The following is a 24,124-nucleotide window of genomic DNA, read 5'->3' on the forward strand; positions in this document are numbered from 1 at the left end:
TACTAAACTGCTGTTTGTTCAATTTTTTGGGGTAGAGGTGGTGGTGTGGGTTTCGCTGTATTTGCTGTATTTAATTTACCGCCACAGTTGCGTAACTCATAAAGTTTCACGCCAATTTGATATTCATATTGACTCAAAAGCCGCCCATAGATATATCCGGCTTTGCCATCTAAGAAACCACGCTGAATAATGTAGAACAAAATAAAGCGCAAAACTGGCTTAAAAGGTAAATGTACCCAGACTCTTTTCAAAAAGCGCTTACGTTGAACCGCATCGCCGAATAAGTCAGCGCCAATTGTGCCTTGTTCATCTTGACCACTGAGAAGATTGTAATAAACACGGGCTTCCCAATTGGAGTAGCGATTGTGTCTTTCTAGCCAGTGGAACAAATCGCGGAAGTCCTCATGGAGCATATCATTTTTCAGATAGCCCACTTTACCTTGCAAGATAACGTGTTCGTGAACTTCATTATCCCCTGTGTTAGGGATATCTTCAGTATTGAGGTTTTCGTAACGACCAATTTTGTGCTTAAACAGGCGCAAATTCCAATCGGGATATTTACCACCATGACGAATCCATTTCCCTAAGAAAAATACCCGACGGTTGAGATAGTAACCGTTAAATTCTGCATTTTGAATTGCTTGAGCAATTTCATCCCATAATTCAGGAGTAATCCGTTCATCACAATCGACAATTAGTACCCATTCATTACGGAAAGGTAAGTTATCTAGAGACCAATTTTTCTTTTTTGGCCAGCGTCCATTAAAGTGAAACTGTACAACATTTGCACCATAGTTGTTAGCAATTTCAATGCTTTTATCAGTACTTTGAGAATCTACAATAAAGATTTCATCTGCTCTTTGCAGGCTAGTCAAACAAGCTGGCAAATTAGCTTCTTCATTTTTGGCAGGAATTAATACCGAGACTGGAATTTTAGACGACATATATGTATGTTGTTATTTGTTATTTTTTATGGGATGTAGAAAGCAGACCCTGAATAGCAGCATTTAAATAACCTATTTGACAATATGTATACACAAGTCTATCGAAGCGTTCTGCTGGGTCATAAAAATACTGTAATGACTTATATAAACCTCGGATCAAGCGCTCACCACCGCGCAGTAACTGACCGATACCTGTTTTGCCTGCAAGTTGTTCTCGGTAGCACTCACTAATTCCTTGCCACCAGCCGCGGTTTAAAAACCAAGCGCGATTCAGGCGTTCGGGTGCAACGTTATGAGCAACTAAAGCTTCGGGAAGATAGGCAACTTGCCAGCCATTTTGAAGTGCAAATTCTGTCATTTGCAGTTCTTCATTAGATAACAAGTTTTTTCCCACTCGACCGAGATGGGGATCAAAACCACCAATTTCTGCAAGGAAGCTACGTCGGATCGAATAATTCAAGCCTCTGGGGGTTAAACCAGGCTGCTCGATATAAACTATTTTTTCACCTAGGTCGTAAGCTCCCAAATTGCCTGCTAACCCAGAAGATAGCCATTTTGGTGGTTGGATACTTGGTGGCCATAAAAGCGTGACTTTGCCACCTGCGATCGCTAGTTTTGGGTTGCTTTGATATGCAGAGTACAATACTTGCAACCAGCAGTTGCTGGCTACGGCATCATCATCTAAATAAGCGAGAATTTCTGCACTAGCTGCTTTAGCACCAGTATTACGGGCAACAGATAACCCGGTGGTGGGTTCAAAGATATACTTTAAACGGGGATTGCAGGCTCTTTGTTCTACAACTTCACGGGTGCGATCGCTGGAATTATTATCTACCACTATCACCTCAAAGTCAGCGGCAAAATCCTGTGCCAACAGGCTATCAATCGCCGCACCTAAATAGGTATCTCGATTGTGAGTACAGATAATGGCAGAAAGTTGGATGTCTGGCATAGGATTAAATTTAAGTTTTTACCCTTGGATTTTAGATTACAGTCTTCCATCCAAAGGTCGCCTGCTCTGTGCTAATCTATAACAAAAAATTCCCACCCACCAACCGCGTTTATTCGGAAATCGTCTTTAATTCTTCAAACTTGTTGAATATGGCTGTGTAAAACTACGAGAGTTTCTGCTAATTGACTCAGGCGTGTTTCTAGATGTTGTTTGCGGGCTAACAGCTGGCGTAATTTTTGATGACGAGCGATCGCCATACTCACTGTTGGTACCTGATCTGGTGGACATGGCCGTGACCAAACTTTACCTGAACCATCTAAGCCACACAGACGATATCCTGTCCGCGCAAATTGATAAGCGTCTTTACCCCCAGTTGTGCAAAGTTCTTCTACATAATTCATCAGCTGGTCAACTTCTGCGTGGCGCAGTGTAGCAGTTCCTGGTTGTTCTGGTTCTTTAGGATTGGATTCTAACCAACCATTGACGATTGGCCCTTCTAAGTAAAGGTCTTGGATTTGTTGCAAAATAGTTTGGAGTTCTTGCTGCCAACCAGCCACATGAATTTGAATTTCTTGCAACAAATTCATTGCTAAGGCTGGATTTGCTCCGTGACGATGGTTGCTAAAGCTAGGAGTTTTAAACTTGGGTAGGCTAGGTGTTTTACCACCAGTCTCTTGTGCGGTAAATGTGTCTACAGAATGATGTTCGGAAAATAAATGCTGTTCAAAATTGCTCTCATTTTGAGAGTGCATCTCTACGTTGTCTGTTGGTTCTGGTGTGATGTTCTCATCATCTGATATATCTATATCTGGGGTAGCGGCTTTGGCAGAAACACTAATTCTAAAAGATACTGGATGCTTTGGCGAATCAGGCGCTTCGACAGTTGCATTGTCTCGATTGCCTAGATCGTGTAGAGTTGCCTCAATACGTTTTAGCCCTGTTTTCATAAAAATATCCTCTATGTTTGCTGCCCTCTGTGGTGTTTTAGTATCCACAAAGGTGTGTTGGGAGTTTTTGCTTTTGCCAATTTTGACACAAATTAATGCTGGTGCTAATTTTATCTTTTAAAAGATATTTGTAACAAACAAACTCAAAATCATCGTTTCAAGGTATTAGGAAATATTCAGTGGGTAAAGTTATTTTAATTACAGGTGCTGCTCGGTCGGGAAAAAGTGAGTGGGCAGAATACTTAGCAACGCAGTCAGGTAAACAAGTTATTTATGTCGCTACCGCCACTGAAAATCCTGCTGATGTAGAGTGGCAAAAACGCATTCAGGCACATCAACAACGCCGTCCCCAAAATTGGACAATCTTGGCAGTACCGATAGAACTATCAGCTACTTTAGCTGATGCTAAACCTCGTAGTTGTTTGTTAGTTGATTCTTTAGGAACTTGGGTGACAAATCTTTTAGACCAAGATGAAATTAGTTGGCAAAAGACAATTGCCGAGTTTTTAGACACAGTACAACTAGTAGCTGCCGATATGCTGTTTGTGGCGGAAGAAGTGGGTTGGGGTGTGGTTCCAGCTTATCCCATTGGCAGACTATTCCGCGATCGCCTGGGTTCTTTAGTACGTCAATTAGGTGCTATTTGTGACACTGTCTATCTGGTGACTGGTGGTCATGTGTTGAATCTAAGTGTCCTGGGTACACCACTACCAAAAGCAATAGATGAGGAATTGTAACGGATAAATTTAAGAAAAATTAAGAGAACTTGATGATTATTTGGTCTGCCTATAAATAATCATATTTTTAATAGAAAATTAATAACATACACAAAGCAAGTCTCCTCATACCGAATGTACAATCATGGTATGGCAAACACAGAAGATGTAAGAAAGTATCTCGCCTACTGGTTTCAGTTGGGTAAGAGAGTCGTAATCGGTCATGAGGCAACAAGCTTGTTGCCTCAGCCTGTATACAGAAGCGATCGCTATAGCCAGGAATTTGAAGAGTGTTGGCAGAAAACTATATCGTCAGAATCGGGCGATTGTTATCTAGAAGGCACTCACGAAACCATCGCAGAATTACTAACATCTGCATGGGAAATTCTGCCTTGTAGCCGTTGCAATATGCCTGTACCGATGAGAAATGTGGGAATGCCGGCAGAAAGTTGTCCATGCAATGATTTACCAGGTTGGCCGAATACTGATTTACCAGCACCACGTTCTGCTATTGATAACCAAGATAGACTAATAGGAATACGCGATCGCCTTTTAGAAAATCTTTCCACAAAAACTAAATAAACTATGTTACACAATTAATTTCCCAAAGCTTGTAACCGTGGTTGATCAGCAAAACTGCGGTATTTTTATACCAGCTTTTATGAAAAATTAAAAACCTTATACTTTAAATGTGCAATCTTGAAAGCAAAATTTTTTTGATAAACCATGTCACCATATAGAATAAAGCACCAAAATCAGCAATAGGGAAACGAAAAAACGCTGTGCAGATAACATTTTTAGGGACAAGTTCCGGTGTACCTACGCGATCGCGTAATGTTTCTAGTGTCGCCCTAAGATTACCCCAAAGGGCGGAACTCTGGTTATTCGATTGTGGTGAAGGTACTCAGCATCAAATTTTGCGGAGTGACCTAAAAATCAGCCAGCTTTCCCGAATTTTTATTACCCATCTGCATGGCGACCACATTTTTGGCTTGATGGGTCTATTGGCTAGTTGTGGTTTAGCTGGCAATGTTGACAGAATTGATCTTTATGGGCCACCTGGATTAAATGAATATATCCAATCGGCATCACGCTACTCTCATACACACTTTTCCTATCCGATTAAAGTTCATGCTGTCCGTCCGGGAGTAATTTACGAAGATCAGGAATTTACTGTCACCTGTGGAGAATTACACCATCGAATTACTGCATTTGGTTATCGGGTAGCCGAAAAAGACCGTTCAGGACGGTTTGATATCGAAAAAGCCAAAGCACTGCAAATTCCTCCTGGCCGGATTTACGGTCAACTCAAACGTGGTGAAACTGTCACCTTGGACGATGGAAGAGTGATTAACGGTACTGAACTTTGCGGCCCCACGGAAATTGGCCGCAAAATTGCGTATTGTACAGATACAGTTTATACAGAAGGTGCGGTAGATTTAGCCCAAGACGTGGATGTATTAATTCACGAAGCTACCTTTGCCCATGCAGACGCAGAGATGGCTTTTCAGAGATTGCATTCGACAACCACAATGGCAGCACAAACAGCTTTAGCGGCTGGTTCTCGGCGGTTAATTATGACTCATTTTAGCCCTCGCTACGCTCCTGGCAACCCCATAGAACTGAAAGATTTGCTTCAGGAAGCACGGGCAATTTTTCCTAAGACAGATATGGCTTATGATTTTATGACTTATGATGTGCCACGACGACGGGAAGTGGAGTTGAAACAAGTGTCTGTAAGTTAAGACAGCATTACCATTTCCAGCACGTAGTAATGCGATCGCCCCAAGTCAAGCGATAATTACAATGCGCTAAAAGTAAGCAAATTCAGCCCTGCATTTCTTACTAATACTTGTCATTGACCAGATCAATCAATGGTTTTGAAAGCCAGTATGGTGCATCTCTATTGCGAGGTAAAGGCTGTGGTTCCTAGCGTCACCTTCGCTATAAAAATAGCTCACTCACTTATTCAGTTTAATATAAATGACTCTGCTGCACCACTTTTTGATACATTCAAAATCAGCATATAAAGTTTTTACAAAAATGAAGAATAAAGATTTATCATTTCAAGCTTTGCGCGGGTTAGCAATTACAGCAGTTGTTGCAATTCATGCGTCTGGTATTAATAATGAGACTGAGTTAAATTATGGTTTATCTATGATTTTTAGGCAGTTGGTTAATTTTGCCGTCCCCGTGTTTATTTTCATTTCTGGTTATTTTACACCTAGTTATGAGTTTACGAAACTATCAGATTATTTAGTTTTTTATAGAAAAAGACTTAGCAGGATACTGTTTCCTTATTTATTATGGTGTATTTTAATAATTTTGTTTTATAAGCATAATTATCAATGGAATTGGAGCAAAATTTTTACAGATGTGATAACAGGGCAGATTTTAGGCCCTTATTACTTCATAATTGTTCTTGTTCAGTTAATTTTGCTGATGCCTTTAATGGCTACGTCTACAAAAAGCATAGTGAAAAACTTTTTATGGTTATCACTGTCTCCTTTATCGTTGCTTGGGTTGTACTTTTCTCGCTTGTATCTTAATTATGATGTTCAGTTTCCTTGGTATGCGCTTCCTTTTACTGTATGGGTTAGTTTTTACTATTTAGGCATTCTAGCAACTCAAAGTAAACTAACTATTAAAAATAGAAATATTAGAAAAATTATTTTACTGTATATAGCTTCTATATTTTTAGCTATACTTGAAGCGTTTTTCCTTTGGAAGGTTTACAACCTAACTAGTTTTGCAGATTCACAAATTAAGATATCATCCTTTTTATCATCAGTTTTATTAATATTAATATTCCTGGGAGTGCGAAAGTCAATTGAGAATTGGTCAAGATTTTTAATTATTCTTGGTGAATTTTCTTTTGGTATCTATTTATTTCATATCCCAGTACTCGATTTGATGAGTAGAATAACTAGCAAGTTTGGCTTTCAAAATTTTTGGATAGCACAATTATTGATAAATTCTTGCGGAGTACTAGCTTTATGCTGTCTTATAATTGCTATGGTAAGAAAAGTTACAGGTGTTCAGTTTTCGCAGAAATATTTAGGAATGTAGAAGGTAACCACCTACCTAAAGCGAAGCCTGCTGCTCTTTGTTTTTGTCATTTTTATTAAACCACGACTTTGCAAGGAAGTTATGTCGCAATGGCTACTATAAAGTCTGTATGTAAAAAATTAACAGACTTTATAAAATTACGTTCCTTGATGGATTTTCTTACTTAAAAAATTGTCAAAATAAATTAATCAACCACCAGAGGTACGAACATAAATTTCTTGGCCTTGGGAATTGTAGATGACAATGGGTAAATTAGCATTCTCACTAATAACTGAGAGAGCTTCTTGTAAGATTTGCCAGTGACTATTTGTATTAGTTGTGGAGTCTGGATTTTCAGGATTAGCTGGTGACAACTCGCCTTGAATAGCTTGTTCATATTCAGGTGTAGTTCTGACAATAATTCCGGTGTAATTTAAAGTAAAAGTGCAGATGCGAATTTCCGCATTACAAGTTTTATTTAAATCTACACGGGTTTGTTGCCAAGTATTCATCAGTTCGACTTTGGCTTGTGCTTGCTTGAGTCCTTCAGAATAAGGTGCAATCAAACTTTGAGCTTGGGTGTAGTATAAGCTATCTTGAGAAATATTTTGAGCGGTTTGTACAGCCTGTTGCCAGTATGCGGCGGCAGCTTGCCATTGGTTGAGTTTTTCGTAATCTTTGGCTTGTTTTGCAATGCTAAGTGCTTGTAAGTAGCTTTTCGCGGCCAATTGTTCTAGGGTAGCGCGATCGCGCGCCCTCGCAAATTGTGGTTTATATTCTATTAACAGCTTTTGTGCTTGGGGATAAGCTGGACTATTCTGGGGAATGACACTTAAAGCGTTCACCGCAACTTGCCAAGTAGACTGTACCTTCTGCCATTCTCTTAAAGATTTAGCCGAAGTTTGCCACTTTATCGCTACACTAGCAACCCCTTTCGCGGCTGTCAGTTTTTTCAGCCATTGTTCTTGAGCAACTAACTGTTTATTAACAGCTTGTAAGTTAATTCGATACTTCAGTAATTTAGGCTGAATGAAATTATACAGTTCGCTATTAGGATTGACCGTCTCTAACGGGACTATCGCTTGCCGCCAGAGGTGTTGTCTAGCTTCTAATTCCTCTAAACTATTGGTGGCTGTTTGGGTTTTTTGTTCAGCTGCATCACCTGTTTGCAAAGCTGTCACTACTTGATTAATTTTGTCTGACTGTTCGGCTAGGGTGATTTTGAGTTCCTCGGCTTGTTGATGGCGGGGAGACCATTGAGGTATAACATTCAACGCAGCGCTAGCCGCCTCTAGTTTCTGTTTAACTCTAACTAATTCATTTTCTGACTTCGCACGATACATCAGCTGGCGAGATTCTGTTTTGAGTTGCGTCGCAGTTTCTAACTCTTTGCACTCAGATATTACACAAGGCTGAGTTAATAAATAACCACCAACTCCGAAAACAACAATCACCATTAAACCTACACCCAGCAACACAGGTGAGAATACTAACAAAGGTTTGCGGCGGCGCATTGTGCTTAAATCTGGTGCATCCCCTAGGGGATCATAAAGTGTTTCCGCTTCTGCCTCTTCTAAAGTTTCTGCAATAAATGCAGAATTGATATTGTTAGCCTCAGAAAATGAGCCACTAGCTGGAAATGAGCCAGAATCAGAAAAGTCTTGTGTATTGCCATTTTCCCAGATCCCTAAGTCTTCTTCTCTTTGCTTAACAGTAATTCCCCGCTTGGCGTAAGGAAGTTTTTCACTGGTCACTCTGAGAAAGCATTGTATCCGTTGTTCCCTGTAGGTGGGTAGGGACTGGAGTGCATCCTCAAGCACTGCAAATACTTGTTCGATGTCAACCTTCACACCAGGTGGATGTTGCATCAGAATCATCAACTCGTCTTTGTTAACCGCACACCTAATTTGGAAGACTTTACCCGATGGAACTTGTGCCAGAAGTTGTTCTTGCAAAGTTCTCGCTAACAGCTGTAAATCTTCCTGCTGGACTGCTACTTTCATAGAGCGTTCCCGCTGATTATCTATAATTGTTTTTTTATCTTTGAGCGAAATAAAAGAATCACTTGAGTTTGTTGAATCCAGATGCACAATTTAACCAACCATAAACAAAAATAAAATAAACCAACTTTCTAACATAGATTTTGACTGTTCTGGCGAAATCTAATATCAGTGATTATTCGTATTTTTACGATGAGACTTTTTTACCTGCGCGAATTTACTAATTCAGCATTAATTTAACAATTATAATTAATGAGTCGAGAATTTATACTTGCTACTAATTTTAGAGTGCTAAATTTGCAATTGAATACAGTCTTTCACCATGTGTTGATACCCTGATAGTAAAGAATTTATGCTTAATTCTGAATTCAGACTCATAAATTATTTTGAAATCAGAAGTAATTACAAATCAAAAATTGGGAATAATAAAATTTTTACCTTCAAACATAGTTTTTTGTCACGAGGAAACACTGTGTGCTTAATGTTTAACACACTCTGAATTTATTTGTTAACAGCCTCAAGTATAAGAAATCGGTAATAGCGATCGCACTATTAGTTGAGTCGGTTGATAAGTCAAGTCTGAATGTTGTATTAGTTACAAAAATCTTTCAACTGAGAGAAAAAATACTAAGCTAGGGTTTTTGACACAACGGCTAATTTTGTTATATGCTGTCAATTTCACTGAGAATATTGGACAATATATAACTTTAGTTCTATGGGTTGATGGTGGAAATTCATTTGCGGCATTTGCTGAATTCGATAGAATTGATCCATCAAAAATTAATGTATACAGATGAACTAGACTTAATTCTGCAATTATGCTGCTGTAAAAAATCAACAACAGCACCACAAAAATACTTCTAGTAGTAGTAAAACAAGGTGCATAACGATGGATTTATTAGAATATCAAGTTAAAGAATGGTTTGGGAACATAGGTATTCCTGTCTTGCCATCTCAAAGGATAGATCATCCTACAGATCTCAAACGCTTAAAAATTCATTATCCCATTGTCCTCAAATCCCAAGTATACGCAGGCGAAAGAATTCACGCTGGTGGAGTCAGAATTGTTGAAACAACTATTGATGCGATCGCCGCAGCCCAAACTATTTTTAATTTGCCAATTTGGGGTCAATTACCAGAAGTTTTATTGGCAGAGACTAGATATGATAGCAAACAAGAATTTTATTTGGCAGTAGTTTTAGATACAGCTGTTTGCCGACCAGTACTTTTAGGTTGTAAAGAAGCAGATATCGATTGGGAATCAGCAGGAGAGAAATTACAGTATGTGGTGGTGGAACAAGAATTTTCGCCTTTTTATGCGCGACGACTAGCTTTGAAAATGGGTCTGCAAGGTGCGCTGATGCAGTCTGTCAGCAACGTTGTGGAAAAGATGTATGAGTTATTTATCCAAAAAGATTTAGACTTAGTAGAAATTAATCCTTTAGCAGTGAATGCAGCGAATGAGGTGATGGCCTTAAATGGCAAAGTCAGCATTAACGAACGGGCTATTGGTCGTCATCCAGAACTGGCTGAATTAGCCACAAAAATTAGCAACCGTTACAGCAGCAACAAACATAACCCTAGGTTGAAAGATGGGAATGCTGGAGACACCCAAGGCAAAATCGGGATTTTGGGTAATGGTGCAGGTTCGATTATGGCTACCTTTGATTTAGTCGTTAGTCTTGGGGGTAAGCCCAGTCATCCGTTGAATCTACGACATGGTTTATTAACTGATATTTTGCCCACAAGTTTTGGCGATCGCCTAGCTAAAGGACTGAATCTCCTCGCTGCTGACAAAAGCATTCAAGTTATTCTGATTAACCTCCTTGGTAGTATTCCCCAAGCCGAAGCTACCGCACAAGTAATTGCCAAATTTATTCAAGATCATAGTGAACCTGAACGTACTCATAGCAGCCGCAGTCGTCAGGAGTTATCTCTTCCTTGCTTAGTTGTGCGCTTGGCTGGTTCGGAATTGAATGTAGCCAAAGATTTATTAGCCACCTTAGAAAATCAAGGTGAAATTGTCTTGGTAGAAGATTTAGATGAAGCAGTAGCGCAAGCTATTCGTCTGGCTAAACCAGCTACTTATCAATCTGTCAAGGTTAAACGTTAAGACTGATTAAATTTCAAACTTCACACTTTTTATGAACTTAACGCCAGAGAGTAAAGTTATTATCCAAGGCTTCAGTGAATTTATCTCAGCAACTAATATTGGGCAAATGAAAGCTTATGGGACAAATTTGGTTGCTGGTGTTAATCCTGGTTTTGGTGGACAAACACAATACGATTTGCCAGTATTTGATTTAGTTGAGGAAGTTGTTTCACAGTTTGGCATAATTGACACAACAATAATCTGTGTTCACCCTTACCAGTTATTAGATGCGGCGTTAGAAGCGATCGCCTCTAACATCCGCCAAATTATCATTATCACAGCAGGAATGCCGCCATTAGATATGGTGCAATTACTCCGCAAAGCCGAAGCCTGTGAAACCTTGATAGTGGGGCCAAACAGTCCGGGGATCATCGTTCCCGGAAAAATTCTTTTAGGAACTCAGCCCAGCGAATTTTATACTCCTGGCCCTGTGGGAATTGTCAGCCGCAGCAGCACTTTAACCTACGAAGTCGCTAGGGAATTAACCAAAGCTGGTTTAGGACAATCAATTAGTGTCAGCATTGGTAGTGATGCAATTGTCGGTTCATCGTTTTTGCAATGGCTGCAAATTCTTGATGAAGATGAAAATACAGAAGCGATTGTGTTAGTTGGTCAACCCGGTGGTGGTAGCGAAGAAGCCGCAGCGCGATATATTACGGAAGCGATCGATAAACCAGTCATTGCCTATATTGCAGGTAGACAAGTACCACCAGTCAAAAATTGGCAACAAACTGGCACTTTAGCCGCAGTTATTGGCCGTGATCCTACTTTTGGTACAGCCCAAAGTAAATTAACAGCATTCAAAGAAGCAGAAGTTCCTGTGGCTGACCGTCCTTCCCTAATTCCTGAGTTGGTCAGGAATGAGTTGAAAGTCCTTTCTGTTGAATTACAGAATTAGTTTTCATTCTCACGGGAAGAAATTAGTCTGATAGCAAAGGGCTGAGTGCTGAGGATAAATCCTTTATTTTCCAGGCTTTGAGCAATCAACATTGACTACAGTCCTGAGATAATTGTCCTGACTGAATGTCGACTCAGCGTCGACTGTACGCCTCTCTACCGCTAACAGCACTAGGCGAGAAGCTTGTGATTAATTAGTCACTTCAACACTCTCATTCAATCTGCGAATGAGGCGTGATAACTCACGAATGATATTTACGGCAATTTCGGGAGTTTCTTCAATTGCGTCATAAAGTTGTTCTTGTGTTAGTTCTAAACATTCACAAGGTTCGATGGTGGTGGCGGTAGCAGAACGAGGCTGTGTATCAAATACTGCCATTTCGCCAAAGTATTTACCCTGTTCTACTTCTGCCAAGAATTTATTACCAATGTGGACTTTAACTCTACCTGATACCACAATGTAAAGAGATCGCCCTTCTTCACCCTGTCTAAAAATTGTGTAATTTGCTGGAAATGACAACTCGTGCATAACTGAAGTCAGCCGCACAATAAAATCATCCCGCAATTCCTTAAAAATCGGGACTCGGCGCACAAATAACAATCGGTCAACACTACTGAGCATAATTAAGAGTTAAGACACACCCAGGAAGAATATCGGGCAATTTTGAGATTTTTGAATATGCGATCGCCATACTAACCGATAAAAATCACAACTCAGTACCGAGTTTAATTAATTTGATCATCACATTTTTTTACCAAGTTCTCCAAAACCACAACTACATCCATTAAACAATGAAGCTGGTAGCTGCTGTAGCTAAATCTATCACGACCAAAGGATGAATTGGGTATTCTGTAGTAGATTCCGCTAACATTGCTACCACTAAGCCTAGTCCGAATTTTGACTGCTAGGCGCAATATCTTTGTTAAATATTTATACTTAGATAGCTAGGGAGATTCTGTCAAAAACGTAGTCGAAACTCAGTAACCAGGGGAGAGAAATAAAATTGCTCCACGATTATTTAAGCTTGCAGACGAGTAATTACACAGTGAATCACTGTAATTTCATGAATAATGCGCTCTAGTTCTGTAGATAGCGGAGTTTGTTCACGTACTGCTTGTAATGTGGGAGTTAAAATCTGAGATTGTGTGGCAATTTCTGATAAACGAGCAGCATGTAACTGTGTAATTTGATTGTGAATCAATTCGAGATAATTATCTATATATGGTAATGGTTGGGGTGGCATTCCTTGTTGTAGACTATCTGCTAAGTTTTCCAAAACTTGCACAATGCTATCTGTAAGTTGCTGGAGTTCAGTAAATTGATATTCGCCGCTAAATTCTCGCAGATGTTCTGCAAGAGTTGTCACCGAACTGAACAAGCCACGAATGTAGACTATCAAAGTCATTACAGGTTCGATTTCTCCCTGAATATGACGAGGTTCGCTGAATAATCGTTGAGCCGCATCTGTCGCATTGGCATTCTCTAGAGCAGCTTGATGACGTAGGTTATTGATACCAGCAAACACATTTTGCTCTGGATGAAGATAGTTAGCAATAACTTGCTGAAAGTAGGCAAGATTGGCGCGAATTGTCTTTTCTAATTGTGCCGGAAGTTGCGATCGTTCCCAACTGGGAAATAGTAAATAGCTGCCAAATAAGGCTAAAACACCTCCAAATAGGCTATCAACAATCCGCAATACTCCTACCTGCCAGCCATCTGCACTCATCAAGTTAAGGAGTAAGATAATGGCGGGAGTGAGCAATAGGGTAAATATGCTGTAGCTTAAAGGTCGCACTGACATAGCAATAAACACCAACAGCAGTAAACAAAATGCGATCGCACTTTGATTCTTGACTAATAAAATCAGCACAATCCCCATAATTCCCCCCAAAATCGTCCCGATGACTCTTTGGACTGTGGTTTCAGATGTGCCACCAAAGTTGGGTTTGAGGGCGACTAAGGCTGTTAAAGTAATCCAGTAACCTCTAGGTAGTTGCAATATTGCGGCGATCAATTCTGCAAATGTTGTAATTATTGCTAGGCGTAGCGCATGGCGAAAGCTGACGGAATCAAAAGTAAAGTTATTTCGCAATGTATCAAGAATTGCCGCAGGCTGTGACTGAGGTAGAGGGGAAATTTCTGCTTGAGAAATATGACGCTGTTTTCCTTGACTTAAATCTGTAATAATCTCTGCATCAGTATGAATTTGTTGTGCCAGATTGATCAAACTGCTAGTAATCTTCCGCAGTTGAACTAAATCATTATAGTTATCTGTTTGAAAGTTGGTTGTTTTGATGACATGAAAACGCAGAACTCGCCATTGGTGTTGTAATGCCTCAATTGTGCGATCTAAATCTCCTAAATGAACTGAGGTTTTCTTTGTGGCAATGGCTTTTGATAACATTTTTAGAGCAATTGCCAATTGTTCTATAACTTGTTGAATCTCTCTTTGTAACTGAGAAAATAATTGATGTGCTGATGCGATCGCTAATAATTCATTCAGTGCCACAACAGAATTGACAATTTGATTAGCATCCTCAATTAAAACTAATAAATTATTTCCCTGCTGGTTCGCACCTTTCTGCACAGTCCATCTGGCTGTCCACACACTACGGGCTGATGTTAAATTTTGAATTACCGTATCTTGAGCTTGTAAAAATTGTTCTGTCCACTCCTGGCTATTCTGGTAATTGAATACTCTCTCCCTGGCTAAATCGATAAATTTACTCAACGAGAGATAACAGTTAGCCACAGTTTGCATTACAGGGTCATAAGGTTGCACCGCCCAAAGGCCTAATGACAGCAAAATTGTCCATGTTCCCCCAGCTATACATAACCCACAGTGTAGAATCAGGGTCGGAAAATTGGTAAATGTCGCAAATCTAGCCAGGGCAATCACAAACATAATGGAAGTAACCAAGCTGATAGATGAGGCTACATTGCCATACAGACCTGCTAAACCTGCAATAAATATCACCACAAATGTCGTTGGGATAGCTAACCAAGGCTGACCACTAACTACGCTGGCTATTAAAAATACCGTCGTTACAGTAATGGTAGTTGCAATCATCGCCTTTAATTGCTGGCGATAAGTACCATCAACATTTACCATCCCCACAAACCAAGCAGCCATAGTCGCTATCGCACTTGCAGCCGCATTACCAGTGATCATGCCAAAACCAATGGGAACACCCAAAATTAACAGGCTACGAAAACCTATGAGAATAGCGGGTTTACCTGGCTTGAGTTGAAACTGCTGCAACAACCAACTAAAAGAATGTTTATTTGTGGATAGCATGATGATGCTGGTGATTCACTGATTTATTGTCCAAAGATTAGAACATCTAGAGAATATGTCTCAAGGACGAAAACTGCGATCGCTTTTAAATCACTATGTTTAGATCATCAACAATAAAAGGCGATCGCCTTTGAAAATTAATCTATCAATTACTAATTATTTCCCTTCGGACGTTGAATAATTGTTTCCACAACTCTTCGCTTCGCTTTTGGATCAATTCCGACCAAACGCACATACTCACCGCTATATTCAGCCAGATGTGACTCTAAAGTTGAGATCGCATCAGATTCAGCATCGATGTGAATTGTACCGCAACTCTGCCAAGCACCTGTGCGGAAACGGCGTTCATCTACATGTTCAAAAGTAACTTTGTGACCTTGAGATAAAATTTGCCGAATTTGTTCTTGTGTTTCTAGAGATACATGAGTATTTAATGGTTCCAGTTGACGAGATCCATTAGTAGATGGCTGACTAATTGGTGTTTCTACCTTTGGTGGCGCTACTTGATAACTTCTACCTCGATTCAAGCGATTATATTCATCCACCAACTGCGAATTTTCCACCCGTTTTTGTTCACCCACCATAAAATGACCAGACTCAATTAAATGAGACAAGTTGAAATTTGGCTTTTTAAATGTTGGTGGCCCTTCCACGCTATTTACCACACGCAAAGATATATTTTCAAATCCTATTTCATGGATAAATTTCCGGATTTGTTCGTCATAAATTCGGGAACGCACAGCACTAAAAAAGTCTATTGATTGATTCGGGAAGGTATCAACAAACTGTTCAACTTCCCGCGATGAAAGTCCATCTTCGACAAAAATCCCACCGACAATTCCCACTTTTTCATCACGGTTAGGTTCCCAATAAAATTTTTCCATCCGTCCGTCCCGAATTAACGGTGCATACAAAGTGGAAAAATCATTACCTGTCACAATAATTGGTACACGCCGTATCGGGTTTGAGTCATAACTTCCCGGCAATTGTACATCTGTGGGATTATCTGCAATATTCATCAGTGTGGCATTGACCAACTGTGTGTTTACAGTATATTGAGTACCTTCATCAAAGCGTCCTGCACCTGCATCTAAGTCGTTAATCATCAGCACGCACATTCTACCGCGCACTTTGACTTGTTCTGCTGTTTCCCGATATCGCAACCGAATCAACCGCGCCGGATCTCCTGCATCTGGACTTTCCAATTCACCACCAGAAATCAGTGTGACTTCCACACCCATTTTTTCAAAAGCTAACTCACACTGAAAGGTTTTTCCTTCACCTTTACGTCCATGAATGCCTAAAATCAAAGGTACTCTCACACCAGGAAGATTTAAGAAGTTCTTGGTGATGTGAACAGCAATTTTATCTAAAAATCGAGGAGCAATATAATAACTCATAATTATCGCTGGTGAAGACTCATTAAATAATGCTAAGTTTTTTTGGTGACTAATGTTTACTAATCTTGTGGTAGAAATTTATCATAACTACTCTGGGAGAGCCAAATTTTATTAGTACTGAATATATATTTTTTTTTCCTATTGCCATGTTTATTTAAACCAATTTAACCAAGCTTCCCAATTATCAACAATTTCAGCAAGTTCAGCATAGCCTGCGCCTCGCGGATGAGCGCCATCATAATTTTGTGCTTCTTCTATCCAGGTGTTTGATTTAATTAATATCGGAAAAACGTTGAGATAAGGCACATTTAATTGCTGACACACTAAAGAAAATTCTTGGGCTAAGTTACCAATTCGTTGATTTTGTTCTGTCTCTGCACATGGTGGCGGACTAATCATTAAAATAGGATATAACTGTTTAGCTATGCTCAAAATATCACGAATATTGTTGAGTGATTCTGCAATAGAAACGCGAGTTTTACCATTCTCTAGAGTTGTGTCATTTACTCCAAAAGAGAATACAAGTTTACCATCATATTCTTTTGGTAAACGATAAGTAACTTCTCTATGCCAACGATTTTTCAGTTCAGTACTCGTTTCTCTCCTTACACCTAAATTATAATAGGTGATGTCATAACCTTTTTTATTAGCATTTACACAAATTCTACCTGTCCAACCAAGACATTCTGGGTCGCCTGTTCCGTTAACAAAGGATTCGCCTAAAAAGCAAATTCTCACTTCAGATAGAGGTTTTATATCCATAAATATGGGTTAAGCTTTTTGTGTTCTCTATTTTCTGGTAATCTTGAGCGATCGCGCATTTTAGCAGATGTTCCCTGTGCGATTGCTACAGATGGATAAATTTTATCTATCTATGTACTTGCTGAAGTTGGTTCAATCTAATATCTATATTTTGATGTTCAAACCAAAGACTAACTAAGGTATGATGCTGTGTGCATTTGTGGTTGGTTTTGCAAAAAATGCTTGATTGGCTTTATCGTTACCCTACTCTTTACCCTGGTGTTTTACTAAAGCGTTACAAGCGCTTTTTTGCTGATGTGCAACTTGCTGATGGCCAAATAGTAACCGCACATTGTCCCAATACAGGGCCAATGACGGGAGTCTCAACCCTCGGTAGTTTGGTGCAGTTATCTAAAAGTGATAATCCTAACCGTAAACTGGCTTACACCCTCGAACTAATTCAAGTACAAGATAACGAACCAACTTGGGTAGGTGTAAATACAGCCTTACCTAATCGCATCGTTAAACTAGCTTTAGCAAAATATTTATTTCCAGAATTAGGGAATTACAGCCAAATTAAAGGTGAAGTGGTTTATGGCTTAGATAAAAAAAGTCGTGTAGATTTTTTGTTAACAGGTAGTGATACAGAACGCCCGATATACTTAGAAGTAAAAAATACAACTTGGGCGCAAGGAACTTTAGCATTATTTCCCGATACAGAAACCACCAGAGGACAAAAACACTTACGAGAATTAATGGCGCTGTTACCATTAACACGTTCTGTCATGTTGTATTTTATTAACCGGAGTGATTGTACAGAATTTGCCCCTGGTGATACTACAGATCCAGTATATGGGCAGTTATTACGGCAAGCGATCGCCCTCGGTTTAGAAGTATTACCTTGTCGCTTTGATATCTCACCCGAAGGTATCCGTTATTTAGGTTTGGCAAAACTCATCATTTAAACTCAGGACGTACGTAGTCAGACGAAAAATCAAGGGTTTGACGGAAGGTGAGGAGTGTAGATGTTCAAAACCCTTACCCTCTACACCCCCACACTCTTACACCCATTCTCAACAGACAAAAGTCCTGTTAAAGTTGATGAGCCGTGAGAAAAGATTCGACTTCTGCGGCGGTGGGTTGAGAGGCGATCGCTCCTGGTTTAATTGTAGTCAATGCTCCCACAGCACTAGCATAGGTAACAATCCGCTTGGCTGTATCAGCATCTGCTAATTTCTGAATACCATGCTGACTTAGTTGATGGATAAATCCTGCCAAAAAGCTATCTCCTGCGCCAGTTGTGTCAGCTACTTTTACAGGAAAAGAAGGTAATACACCTTCGTTTCCACCTAAACAATAAGCACAACCCTTGTCACCATCTGTCACCAGCACTCCTTCCACAGAATTTAAACGGTAAGTAATAGCTCCTGCATCTGCGGTATCAAATAACCATTCGGCTTCCTCTTTAGAGAGTTTGAGAAAGTCAACGCGCTTAAATATGTTTTGAATTTTTTGCCGCGCGATATTTTCGTCTTGCCAAAATACTGGTCGCCAATTTACATCTAGCACGATTTTCATGTCGAATTGTTCTGCCAGATCTAAAGCGCGATAAACTGCCTGTTCGCTGTCAGGATAAGCTAATTCTAAAGTACCCAAAACGAGAAAATCTGCCTCTTGAAACAGCGAAACAGGTAATTGCTTGGCTTGTAGACGGGTGTCGGCAAATTCAGATGTATCATATTGACCAAAGCCAGCGAAAGTGCGATCGCCAGCTAAATCACGCACCACATACACCTGTCGCGTTGGCGCAGTCGGATGGCGTTGTACACCCGTTATATCTACCCCAACTTCTTGTAGTAACTCAACCAGCGCATTTCCCGGTTCATCCTCACCCACGGCTCCGACAAATCCGGCGGAAGTTCCCAGTTTCACCAAAGCACAGGCCACATTAGCTGGCGCTCCTCCGGGATAAGGAGTCCAAGACTTTACCTCCTCTAGCTTTAGCCCTAATTGATCGGCTAAACAATCAAAGAGAATTTCACCAAGACACAAAACACGGGGATTGCTCATCTCAATTTTAGATTTGCGATTTGGGTTTAGGAAGGAAAGAAGAATCCTGATATCAGAATTCAAAAATAAATACTGTTCAGAATTTTTCTACCTGAACTCTGAATTCTAAATTCTGCGTTTTCCCTGTTGACTCCTGACTTTTTAGGTCTTGTGAGGTCAGTATAAAATCTACAATAATCTTCATTATCTGTCGCCAGTCCTTCATAGAATGAAATAGCAATTTTTATCACTCTTACGGAATATGTAGGCTCTAATTCCCGCTTTTATTTTTTACGAATTAATACTTAATTAATTTATAAATTAAGTGCTAAAAACAACCTTTAATTAATTTTGTGCAAATTTTTCATCCAACTAAACTTGAAAAAAATTATTGTCAATCGTATTGCAGCTAACACTTCAAATCCCTACCAACAAAAGAATCTTCTAGAATTAAATAGAGTGATTAAGTACATATACCAAAGAGAGGATAGAATCAGTCATGGCTGGTGGCGAGTCTCAGACCCCTGTTACTCTGTCTGACAGAGAACTGCAAATTATCGACTTAGTGGCCGCTGGCTTAACTAACCAAGAAATTGCAGCAAAACTAGAAATTAGCAAGCGAACAGTTGATAACCACATCAGCAATATTCTCACCAAAACCCAAACTGAAAACCGAGTGGCTCTCGTCCGCTGGGCTTTACAGTGGGGTAAGGTTTGCTTGAATGATGTGAATTGCTGTACCTTGCCTAACCAGAACGAGTGAATTATGTGCTAGTACAGATGCGGTCACTGGCGTTTGGCAGATGTCATAAATCGCTTCTGGCGTGCAGCTATGGACATTTTGATGGTTCACGGCTTGTTTTCCTCCTCACGCATCTATTTCAGCGTGAACCTTTAGTTCTCGCTCGCATCAATATCAGGCAGAACAGATTACTTAGTTATTAGTTATCGTGCAAGACTGTTACCGTTGATTCAGTTTGGCAAAACTGGATCAATGGTACATTTCACCATATTTAAAAAGATATTTATCCAGTCATCAATAAAAATTAGCAATAAACCCTGGCCACAAGCGCTACATTTGTAGGAAATCTATATTGCTCCATCAGTTTAGGGAGCAGTGTTGCTATGGAAACTTCTGCTTCTGTTCAAGGTAGCTTGTCTTCTTTTAATTTTTTTAACTTTGACTTCACTACGCCTCAATCTACTTTAGACGCTGATTTAGTCAGACAGCTATCATTTGTTCCGGGTTTGAAAGAAATACTTATGCTGCGGCAAGTTCACGCCTTAGAACATGCTACAGTCTGGGTTCTGAGTGAAACAAAAAACGCCCATACTCCCCCAGGAAGACCAAATACAATTCAACTTGATAACGAATTATTGGGCGGTTTATCCACTGATCAAGGATTTTACCTCTATGGCGAAGTGAATATTAGCAACTTGCGGCGTGCGGTCAGCCAAGCCCTGTATCGCCTAACGCATGGTGAATGGGATTTAGCAGTACATCCCCGTTGTGGTACGAATTTATCTGTAACAATGTTGTTAACAGCTGGACTAGCTGTAGGTGTGAATTTGTTGTTACCTTTCCGGCCAGTTGAACAATTAATTGGTTTAGGACTAGCAGCTACAACAGCAGCAGAAATTGCCCCAGATATAGGTTCCATCGCTCAACGTTATCTGACAACGGCTATTCCTTTTAACCTGATAGTTGAAAATATTACTGTGACTCGTGATGTTTGGGGCAGGCAAGGACATTTTGTCAAGGTAAAATGGCGAGAACTTAATTTGTAATTTGTCATGCGAAAACTTTACTTTCTACTTCCTGGAACCAGTGGTAAGTTTGCCTGTGGTGGTCTCTGGGCAGAACTAAAAACATTGAAACTTGCTCAACAAATTTGTAGTGCAGAAGTTGTCACTTACCGCCAAAGGGAACCAGATAAGATATTTTTAAATGACTTGCTCAAAGCACAAAATTTAAATGATGTAATTTTTATCATTAGTTGGGGATTTGATGTTGCTAAATTAGCTAACAACCTGAAGCGACAAAATGTAGTTTATCATGCCCACAGTTCTGGTTACAACTTTAATTTACCTGCAAGTATTCCCATTATTACTGTGAGTCGCAACACATTGGGTTATTGGGGTCAAAAATCTCCCAATACACTAATTTATTATTTACCAAATGAAATTAGCCCTGAATTTCAAAATTTACATTTGAATCGAGATATTGATGTGTTAGTTCAGGCGCGAAAATCTTCTGAGTATTTATTAACAGAGTTAATTCCCACATTAAAACAAAAATGCAATGTGCAGGTAGTTGATTCTTATGTAGAAGATTTACCAGGATTATTTAATCGGGCGAAGGTTTACCTTTACGATTCCGCGGAATACTGGGCGCAACAGGCGGTAAGCGAAGGCTTTGGACTGCAACCAATGGAAGCTTTGGCTTGTGGATGTCAGGTATTTTCTAGCGTTAATGGTGGGCTTTCAGATTATTTAGATCCAGGATTTAATTGTTATAAAATTGCTGGGTATTCCCAAGAATATGATGTTGCCAGAATTCTTAAAGCAATTCAAGCTTCATCAGGTTTAAGTTTGTCAGAACAGGTGCTGAATGAGTACCGCTATGAAAATATTCTTCAGAGACTAGAAGTAATTTTAGATGAATTAAATGAGTTTTTTGACCACAAACAGCATTATCAATCTAATATCAAAAATTTGACGCAAATAAGATTAAAAAGATTAATCATTAAAAGTATATATAAGAAAGTGAAGAAAAAATATTTTCAGGGTTAATTAGGGTGGAATCGTAAAATTACTGATATTGATGATTCACTGTGCCAGTTTCGCTAATGGAACACAGTAAAATTTACAGGAGATTACATTTTAATTGCTTGCGGATAACATGGAATTGCACTTGTAGGTATCACACATAACTTAATTCAGGGGTTAAAGGATGAAACGCCTATTTATAACTTTAGCTGTGGTTGTCAGTGCGATCGCCCTTGCTCGTCCTGTTCAAGCTCAATCAGCCGAAATCGCACCACTGACTATCGAACGCAACGAAGCTGCTACCCTGATCACTGAACCAATTACAATTAACACTAGCGCAGTTAACGCCAGCGATCGCGCTAATGCCTTAAGACAAATCGCTGACTCTATCGGCCGAGTCAGAGAAGAAAAAGGATGTAAAAATATTAAACCTTTAGAAATTCTTAACGATCCTGAAGCAGCAATTAAGGAATGCGAAAAACCAAGTAATAGCGAACCAAATCAACGTAACGGCGAACCAGTAGATTACTTAAAAGTTCCTCGTCTAGATTCTGGTGGTGTCAGTTTGACGGTTACTCAGTTTTAAAACAATCTCCAAATAATATTGATTTGTGAAAATTAGTCAACTTTATATCCCCGAATTCTTCAAGAATTCGGGGATATGGTTTTTGAGAAATTAACAATTTCAGGCTTTATTCAATCACAAAAGATTGAATCATTTTTTCCGCTACGGGCAAAAATTTATGGTAATCTTCCAAGGTTGCAGTATAAGTAATAATATAAGCATTATCATTTTGTAAAGTCCAAACTTGCAGACTTTTTAACCGACCAGTATCACTTTTCCCTGTAAATACTAGTTGGTTAGCCCGTTTATTTGCCAGTGTGGTTTCATTGGAACTTTCTATTTGAGCATCATCTATAGTATTTTTAACTTCTCGAATAAATAAATCTTTTGACTCATCTAAAGTACTAGCAAGTGGTTCGACTCTAATAGTCAAAAGTTCAGGAAACTGGTCAGCATGACTTTGTTTAGGTGATAAAAAAGTAACTATATCTTGAGTCACAGCGTTAGGTGTTGCTTGGACTGCCCAATTATCAGGATAGTTAATTTTTATTCCCTGAGCAGCATAGTTGAGAAAGTTAGTTGTATTAATTTTGATTTGAGATAAAATTATCGCTGCGACTGCAACTGCTGCGGCTGTAATTCCTAACCCCATCAAAAATTTTTTTGGCAAAGATTGTTGCAGCTTAGTTAATGGTGCTTTGTCCAACATTTCTAATGCTTGCAATACTGACTCGGCTGTAGGGTAACGCTGACGAAAATCATAGCGCACCATTTTATCTAAAATACTGGCAAACTGTGGGCTAACTTTGACTTTGTTACGCCAATCAATTTCCCCCGTAGCCGGGTTTCTGGGTAATGAGTGACTACCACCAGCCGGATTTATCCCTGTTAAAGCCAGGATAGCAATGATGCCCACTGCATAGATATCGCTACTGAGATGGGGATTGCTATTAGCTTGTTCACTAGGCATATAACCAGGTGTACCAATAGCAACAGTAAAACTTGTTTGCCCAGAGGTGCTAGTCATTTGGGTACTAACTTGTTTAACTGCACCAAAGTCAATTAACACTATTTTGCCATCTGATTCTCTGCGGCGAATATTCTCCGGTTTAATGTCACGATGAATAACATGATTTTGATGCACAAATGCTAAAACCGCCAGTATATCTTTTAACAGTTGAATAACAGCAGATTCAGTTAATTTATCACTGAAAGGCGGGAGTTCTTGTTTGAGATCATGACCGGGAATAAATTCTTGTACTAAAAAGAATTCTTTTTCTTCGGCAAAGTGAGCCAATAATTGCGGGATTTGGTCATGTTTCCCTAACATTTCCAAAATAGCGGCTTCTAAATCAAAAAAGCGTTTAGCTGCATTTAAGGTATAGGGATCATTCGCCATTGGCTTAAATTGCTTGACAACACACTGGGGATTTCCCGGTCGTTGCATATCTTGAGCTACAAAAGTCGTGCCAAATCCTCCCCGCCCCAATTGAGTCAGAATTTGGTAGCGTCCCCCGACCGTTTGACCCAGCATGAAGTTTCCCCTCTCTTTGAGAATAACTACTCACTGATTTGTTAATCTTGATTTTTGCACATACAGCAGAATTAAGAATCAGAATCAGCTTTTTATCTGTCATCAAGTGCT

General features: G+C 39.6%; 21 protein-coding genes. 11 read left to right on the forward strand and 10 right to left on the reverse strand.

The window, feature by feature from the left end; genetic code table 11:
- Positions 1–2 precede the first annotated feature (2 nt).
- From NOS7107_RS10090 to NOS7107_RS10100, 3 genes are all read right to left on the reverse strand, one after another.
- Positions 3–944, reverse strand: a complete 942-nt coding sequence (locus NOS7107_RS10090) for a glycosyltransferase family 2 protein (RefSeq protein ID WP_015112869.1) — start codon at positions 942–944, stop codon at positions 3–5.
- A gap of 19 nt (positions 945–963) precedes the next feature.
- On the reverse strand, positions 964–1,896 hold the full coding sequence (locus NOS7107_RS10095) for a glycosyltransferase family 2 protein (protein WP_015112870.1): 933 nt from the start codon (positions 1,894–1,896) through the stop codon (positions 964–966).
- A 134-nt stretch (positions 1,897–2,030) separates the two neighbouring features.
- On the reverse strand, positions 2,031–2,843 hold the full coding sequence (locus NOS7107_RS10100) for a hypothetical protein (protein WP_015112871.1): 813 nt from the start codon (positions 2,841–2,843) through the stop codon (positions 2,031–2,033).
- A 179-nt stretch (positions 2,844–3,022) separates the two neighbouring features.
- Here NOS7107_RS10100 and cobU point away from each other — a divergent pair, with 179 nt between their 5' ends.
- The 4 genes from cobU to NOS7107_RS10120 all read left to right on the forward strand — a co-directional run bounded on the left by cobU (position 3,023) and on the right by NOS7107_RS10120 (position 6,628).
- Positions 3,023–3,580: a bifunctional adenosylcobinamide kinase/adenosylcobinamide-phosphate guanylyltransferase gene (cobU, locus tag NOS7107_RS10105; protein WP_015112872.1), complete on the forward strand. Its 558-nt coding sequence runs from the start codon at positions 3,023–3,025 to the stop codon at positions 3,578–3,580.
- Between the two features lie 129 nt (positions 3,581–3,709).
- Positions 3,710–4,141 (forward strand): hypothetical protein, encoded by a 432-nt coding sequence (locus tag NOS7107_RS10110; protein WP_044500705.1) that lies wholly within the window; start codon positions 3,710–3,712, stop codon positions 4,139–4,141.
- Between the two features lie 200 nt (positions 4,142–4,341).
- Positions 4,342–5,304, forward strand: coding sequence for a ribonuclease Z (locus NOS7107_RS10115; protein ID WP_015112874.1), 963 nt, complete (start codon positions 4,342–4,344; stop codon positions 5,302–5,304).
- 238 nt (positions 5,305–5,542) lie between these two features.
- Positions 5,543–6,628, forward strand: a complete 1,086-nt coding sequence (locus tag NOS7107_RS10120; protein ID WP_083889699.1) for an acyltransferase — start codon at positions 5,543–5,545, stop codon at positions 6,626–6,628.
- Positions 6,629–6,816: 188 nt separating this feature from the next.
- Here NOS7107_RS10120 and NOS7107_RS10125 read toward each other — a convergent pair whose 3' ends face one another.
- Positions 6,817–8,610, reverse strand: coding sequence for a hypothetical protein (locus NOS7107_RS10125; RefSeq protein ID WP_015112876.1), 1,794 nt, complete (start codon positions 8,608–8,610; stop codon positions 6,817–6,819).
- A gap of 886 nt (positions 8,611–9,496) precedes the next feature.
- On the opposite strand from NOS7107_RS10125, the gene NOS7107_RS10130 reads away from it, so the two are divergent.
- Positions 9,497–10,720 (forward strand): succinate--CoA ligase subunit beta, encoded by a 1,224-nt coding sequence (locus NOS7107_RS10130; protein ID WP_015112877.1) that lies wholly within the window; start codon positions 9,497–9,499, stop codon positions 10,718–10,720.
- 31 nt (positions 10,721–10,751) lie between these two features.
- Positions 10,752–11,657: a succinyl-CoA synthetase subunit alpha gene (locus tag NOS7107_RS10135; RefSeq protein ID WP_015112878.1), complete on the forward strand. Its 906-nt coding sequence runs from the start codon at positions 10,752–10,754 to the stop codon at positions 11,655–11,657.
- Between the two features lie 189 nt (positions 11,658–11,846).
- On the opposite strand, the gene NOS7107_RS10140 is transcribed toward NOS7107_RS10135, so the two are convergent.
- The 4 genes from NOS7107_RS10140 to NOS7107_RS10155 all read right to left on the reverse strand — a co-directional run bounded on the left by NOS7107_RS10140 (position 11,847) and on the right by NOS7107_RS10155 (position 17,117).
- Positions 11,847–12,278, reverse strand: coding sequence for a cyclic nucleotide-binding domain-containing protein (locus NOS7107_RS10140; protein ID WP_015112880.1), 432 nt, complete (start codon positions 12,276–12,278; stop codon positions 11,847–11,849).
- A gap of 397 nt (positions 12,279–12,675) precedes the next feature.
- The gene (locus tag NOS7107_RS10145; protein ID WP_015112881.1) at positions 12,676–14,955 is read right to left on the reverse strand and encodes an FUSC family protein; all 2,280 of its coding nucleotides are present in this window, start codon (positions 14,953–14,955) and stop codon (positions 12,676–12,678) included.
- 152 nt (positions 14,956–15,107) lie between these two features.
- Positions 15,108–16,355 carry a ribulose bisphosphate carboxylase small subunit gene (locus NOS7107_RS10150; protein WP_015112882.1) on the reverse strand — a complete coding sequence of 416 codons (1,248 nt, stop codon included), beginning with the start codon at positions 16,353–16,355 and terminating at the stop codon, positions 15,108–15,110.
- A 150-nt stretch (positions 16,356–16,505) separates the two neighbouring features.
- Complete coding sequence (locus NOS7107_RS10155) at positions 16,506–17,117, reverse strand: GDSL-type esterase/lipase family protein (RefSeq protein WP_015112883.1); 612 nt, start codon at positions 17,115–17,117, stop codon at positions 16,506–16,508.
- 218 nt (positions 17,118–17,335) lie between these two features.
- Between NOS7107_RS10155 and sfsA the strand changes: the two genes are divergently transcribed.
- Positions 17,336–18,061, forward strand: coding sequence for a DNA/RNA nuclease SfsA (gene sfsA, locus NOS7107_RS10160; protein ID WP_044500707.1), 726 nt, complete (start codon positions 17,336–17,338; stop codon positions 18,059–18,061).
- A gap of 127 nt (positions 18,062–18,188) precedes the next feature.
- Here sfsA and NOS7107_RS10165 read toward each other — a convergent pair whose 3' ends face one another.
- The gene (locus NOS7107_RS10165) at positions 18,189–19,166 is read right to left on the reverse strand and encodes a carbohydrate kinase (protein ID WP_015112885.1); all 978 of its coding nucleotides are present in this window, start codon (positions 19,164–19,166) and stop codon (positions 18,189–18,191) included.
- A 478-nt stretch (positions 19,167–19,644) separates the two neighbouring features.
- On the opposite strand from NOS7107_RS10165, the gene NOS7107_RS10170 reads away from it, so the two are divergent.
- The 4 genes from NOS7107_RS10170 to NOS7107_RS10185 all read left to right on the forward strand — a co-directional run bounded on the left by NOS7107_RS10170 (position 19,645) and on the right by NOS7107_RS10185 (position 22,500).
- A complete protein-coding gene (locus NOS7107_RS10170; protein WP_015112886.1) occupies positions 19,645–19,908 on the forward strand; it encodes a helix-turn-helix transcriptional regulator in 264 nt (87 codons plus the stop codon).
- A gap of 362 nt (positions 19,909–20,270) precedes the next feature.
- Positions 20,271–20,933, forward strand: coding sequence for a DUF6391 domain-containing protein (locus tag NOS7107_RS10175; protein ID WP_015112887.1), 663 nt, complete (start codon positions 20,271–20,273; stop codon positions 20,931–20,933).
- A 6-nt stretch (positions 20,934–20,939) separates the two neighbouring features.
- Positions 20,940–21,938, forward strand: a complete 999-nt coding sequence (locus NOS7107_RS10180) for a glycosyltransferase (RefSeq protein ID WP_015112888.1) — start codon at positions 20,940–20,942, stop codon at positions 21,936–21,938.
- A gap of 160 nt (positions 21,939–22,098) precedes the next feature.
- Positions 22,099–22,500 carry a hypothetical protein gene (locus NOS7107_RS10185; protein WP_015112889.1) on the forward strand — a complete coding sequence of 134 codons (402 nt, stop codon included), beginning with the start codon at positions 22,099–22,101 and terminating at the stop codon, positions 22,498–22,500.
- 106 nt (positions 22,501–22,606) lie between these two features.
- Here the strand turns inward: NOS7107_RS10185 and NOS7107_RS10190 are convergent, their stop codons facing one another.
- On the reverse strand, positions 22,607–24,013 hold the full coding sequence (locus tag NOS7107_RS10190; RefSeq protein ID WP_015112890.1) for a serine/threonine-protein kinase: 1,407 nt from the start codon (positions 24,011–24,013) through the stop codon (positions 22,607–22,609).
- Between the last annotated feature and the right edge of the window lie 111 nt (positions 24,014–24,124).

The organism is Nostoc sp. PCC 7107 (genome assembly GCF_000316625.1).
Taxonomy (GTDB): domain Bacteria; phylum Cyanobacteriota; class Cyanobacteriia; order Cyanobacteriales; family Nostocaceae; genus Nostoc_B.

What these genes read in the sequence shown, in the direction of transcription:
- NOS7107_RS10175 (WP_015112887.1), top strand. Translation starts at nt 20,271, where the DNA reads ATGGAAACTTCTGCTTCTGTTCAAGGTAGCTTGTCTTCTTTTAATTTT.
- NOS7107_RS10180 (WP_015112888.1), top strand. Translation starts at nt 20,940, where the DNA reads ATGCGAAAACTTTACTTTCTACTTCCTGGAACCAGTGGTAAGTTTGCC.
- NOS7107_RS10165 (WP_015112885.1), bottom strand. Translation starts at nt 19,166, where the DNA reads ATGAGCAATCCCCGTGTTTTGTGTCTTGGTGAAATTCTCTTTGATTGT.
- NOS7107_RS10155 (WP_015112883.1), bottom strand. Translation starts at nt 17,117, where the DNA reads ATGGATATAAAACCTCTATCTGAAGTGAGAATTTGCTTTTTAGGCGAA.
- NOS7107_RS10125 (WP_015112876.1), bottom strand. Translation starts at nt 8,610, where the DNA reads ATGAAAGTAGCAGTCCAGCAGGAAGATTTACAGCTGTTAGCGAGAACT.
- NOS7107_RS10185 (WP_015112889.1), top strand. Translation starts at nt 22,099, where the DNA reads ATGAAACGCCTATTTATAACTTTAGCTGTGGTTGTCAGTGCGATCGCC.
- NOS7107_RS10095 (WP_015112870.1), bottom strand. Translation starts at nt 1,896, where the DNA reads ATGCCAGACATCCAACTTTCTGCCATTATCTGTACTCACAATCGAGAT.
- NOS7107_RS10110 (WP_044500705.1), top strand. Translation starts at nt 3,710, where the DNA reads ATGGCAAACACAGAAGATGTAAGAAAGTATCTCGCCTACTGGTTTCAG.
- NOS7107_RS10120 (WP_083889699.1), top strand. Translation starts at nt 5,543, where the DNA reads ATGACTCTGCTGCACCACTTTTTGATACATTCAAAATCAGCATATAAA.
- NOS7107_RS10130 (WP_015112877.1), top strand. Translation starts at nt 9,497, where the DNA reads ATGGATTTATTAGAATATCAAGTTAAAGAATGGTTTGGGAACATAGGT.
- NOS7107_RS10135 (WP_015112878.1), top strand. Translation starts at nt 10,752, where the DNA reads ATGAACTTAACGCCAGAGAGTAAAGTTATTATCCAAGGCTTCAGTGAA.
- NOS7107_RS10090 (WP_015112869.1), bottom strand. Translation starts at nt 944, where the DNA reads ATGTCGTCTAAAATTCCAGTCTCGGTATTAATTCCTGCCAAAAATGAA.
- NOS7107_RS10190 (WP_015112890.1), bottom strand. Translation starts at nt 24,013, where the DNA reads ATGCTGGGTCAAACGGTCGGGGGACGCTACCAAATTCTGACTCAATTG.
- NOS7107_RS10150 (WP_015112882.1), bottom strand. Translation starts at nt 16,355, where the DNA reads ATGAGTTATTATATTGCTCCTCGATTTTTAGATAAAATTGCTGTTCAC.
- NOS7107_RS10140 (WP_015112880.1), bottom strand. Translation starts at nt 12,278, where the DNA reads ATGCTCAGTAGTGTTGACCGATTGTTATTTGTGCGCCGAGTCCCGATT.
- NOS7107_RS10100 (WP_015112871.1), bottom strand. Translation starts at nt 2,843, where the DNA reads ATGAAAACAGGGCTAAAACGTATTGAGGCAACTCTACACGATCTAGGC.
- NOS7107_RS10145 (WP_015112881.1), bottom strand. Translation starts at nt 14,955, where the DNA reads ATGCTATCCACAAATAAACATTCTTTTAGTTGGTTGTTGCAGCAGTTT.
- NOS7107_RS10170 (WP_015112886.1), top strand. Translation starts at nt 19,645, where the DNA reads ATGGCTGGTGGCGAGTCTCAGACCCCTGTTACTCTGTCTGACAGAGAA.
- sfsA (WP_044500707.1), top strand. Translation starts at nt 17,336, where the DNA reads ATGCTTGATTGGCTTTATCGTTACCCTACTCTTTACCCTGGTGTTTTA.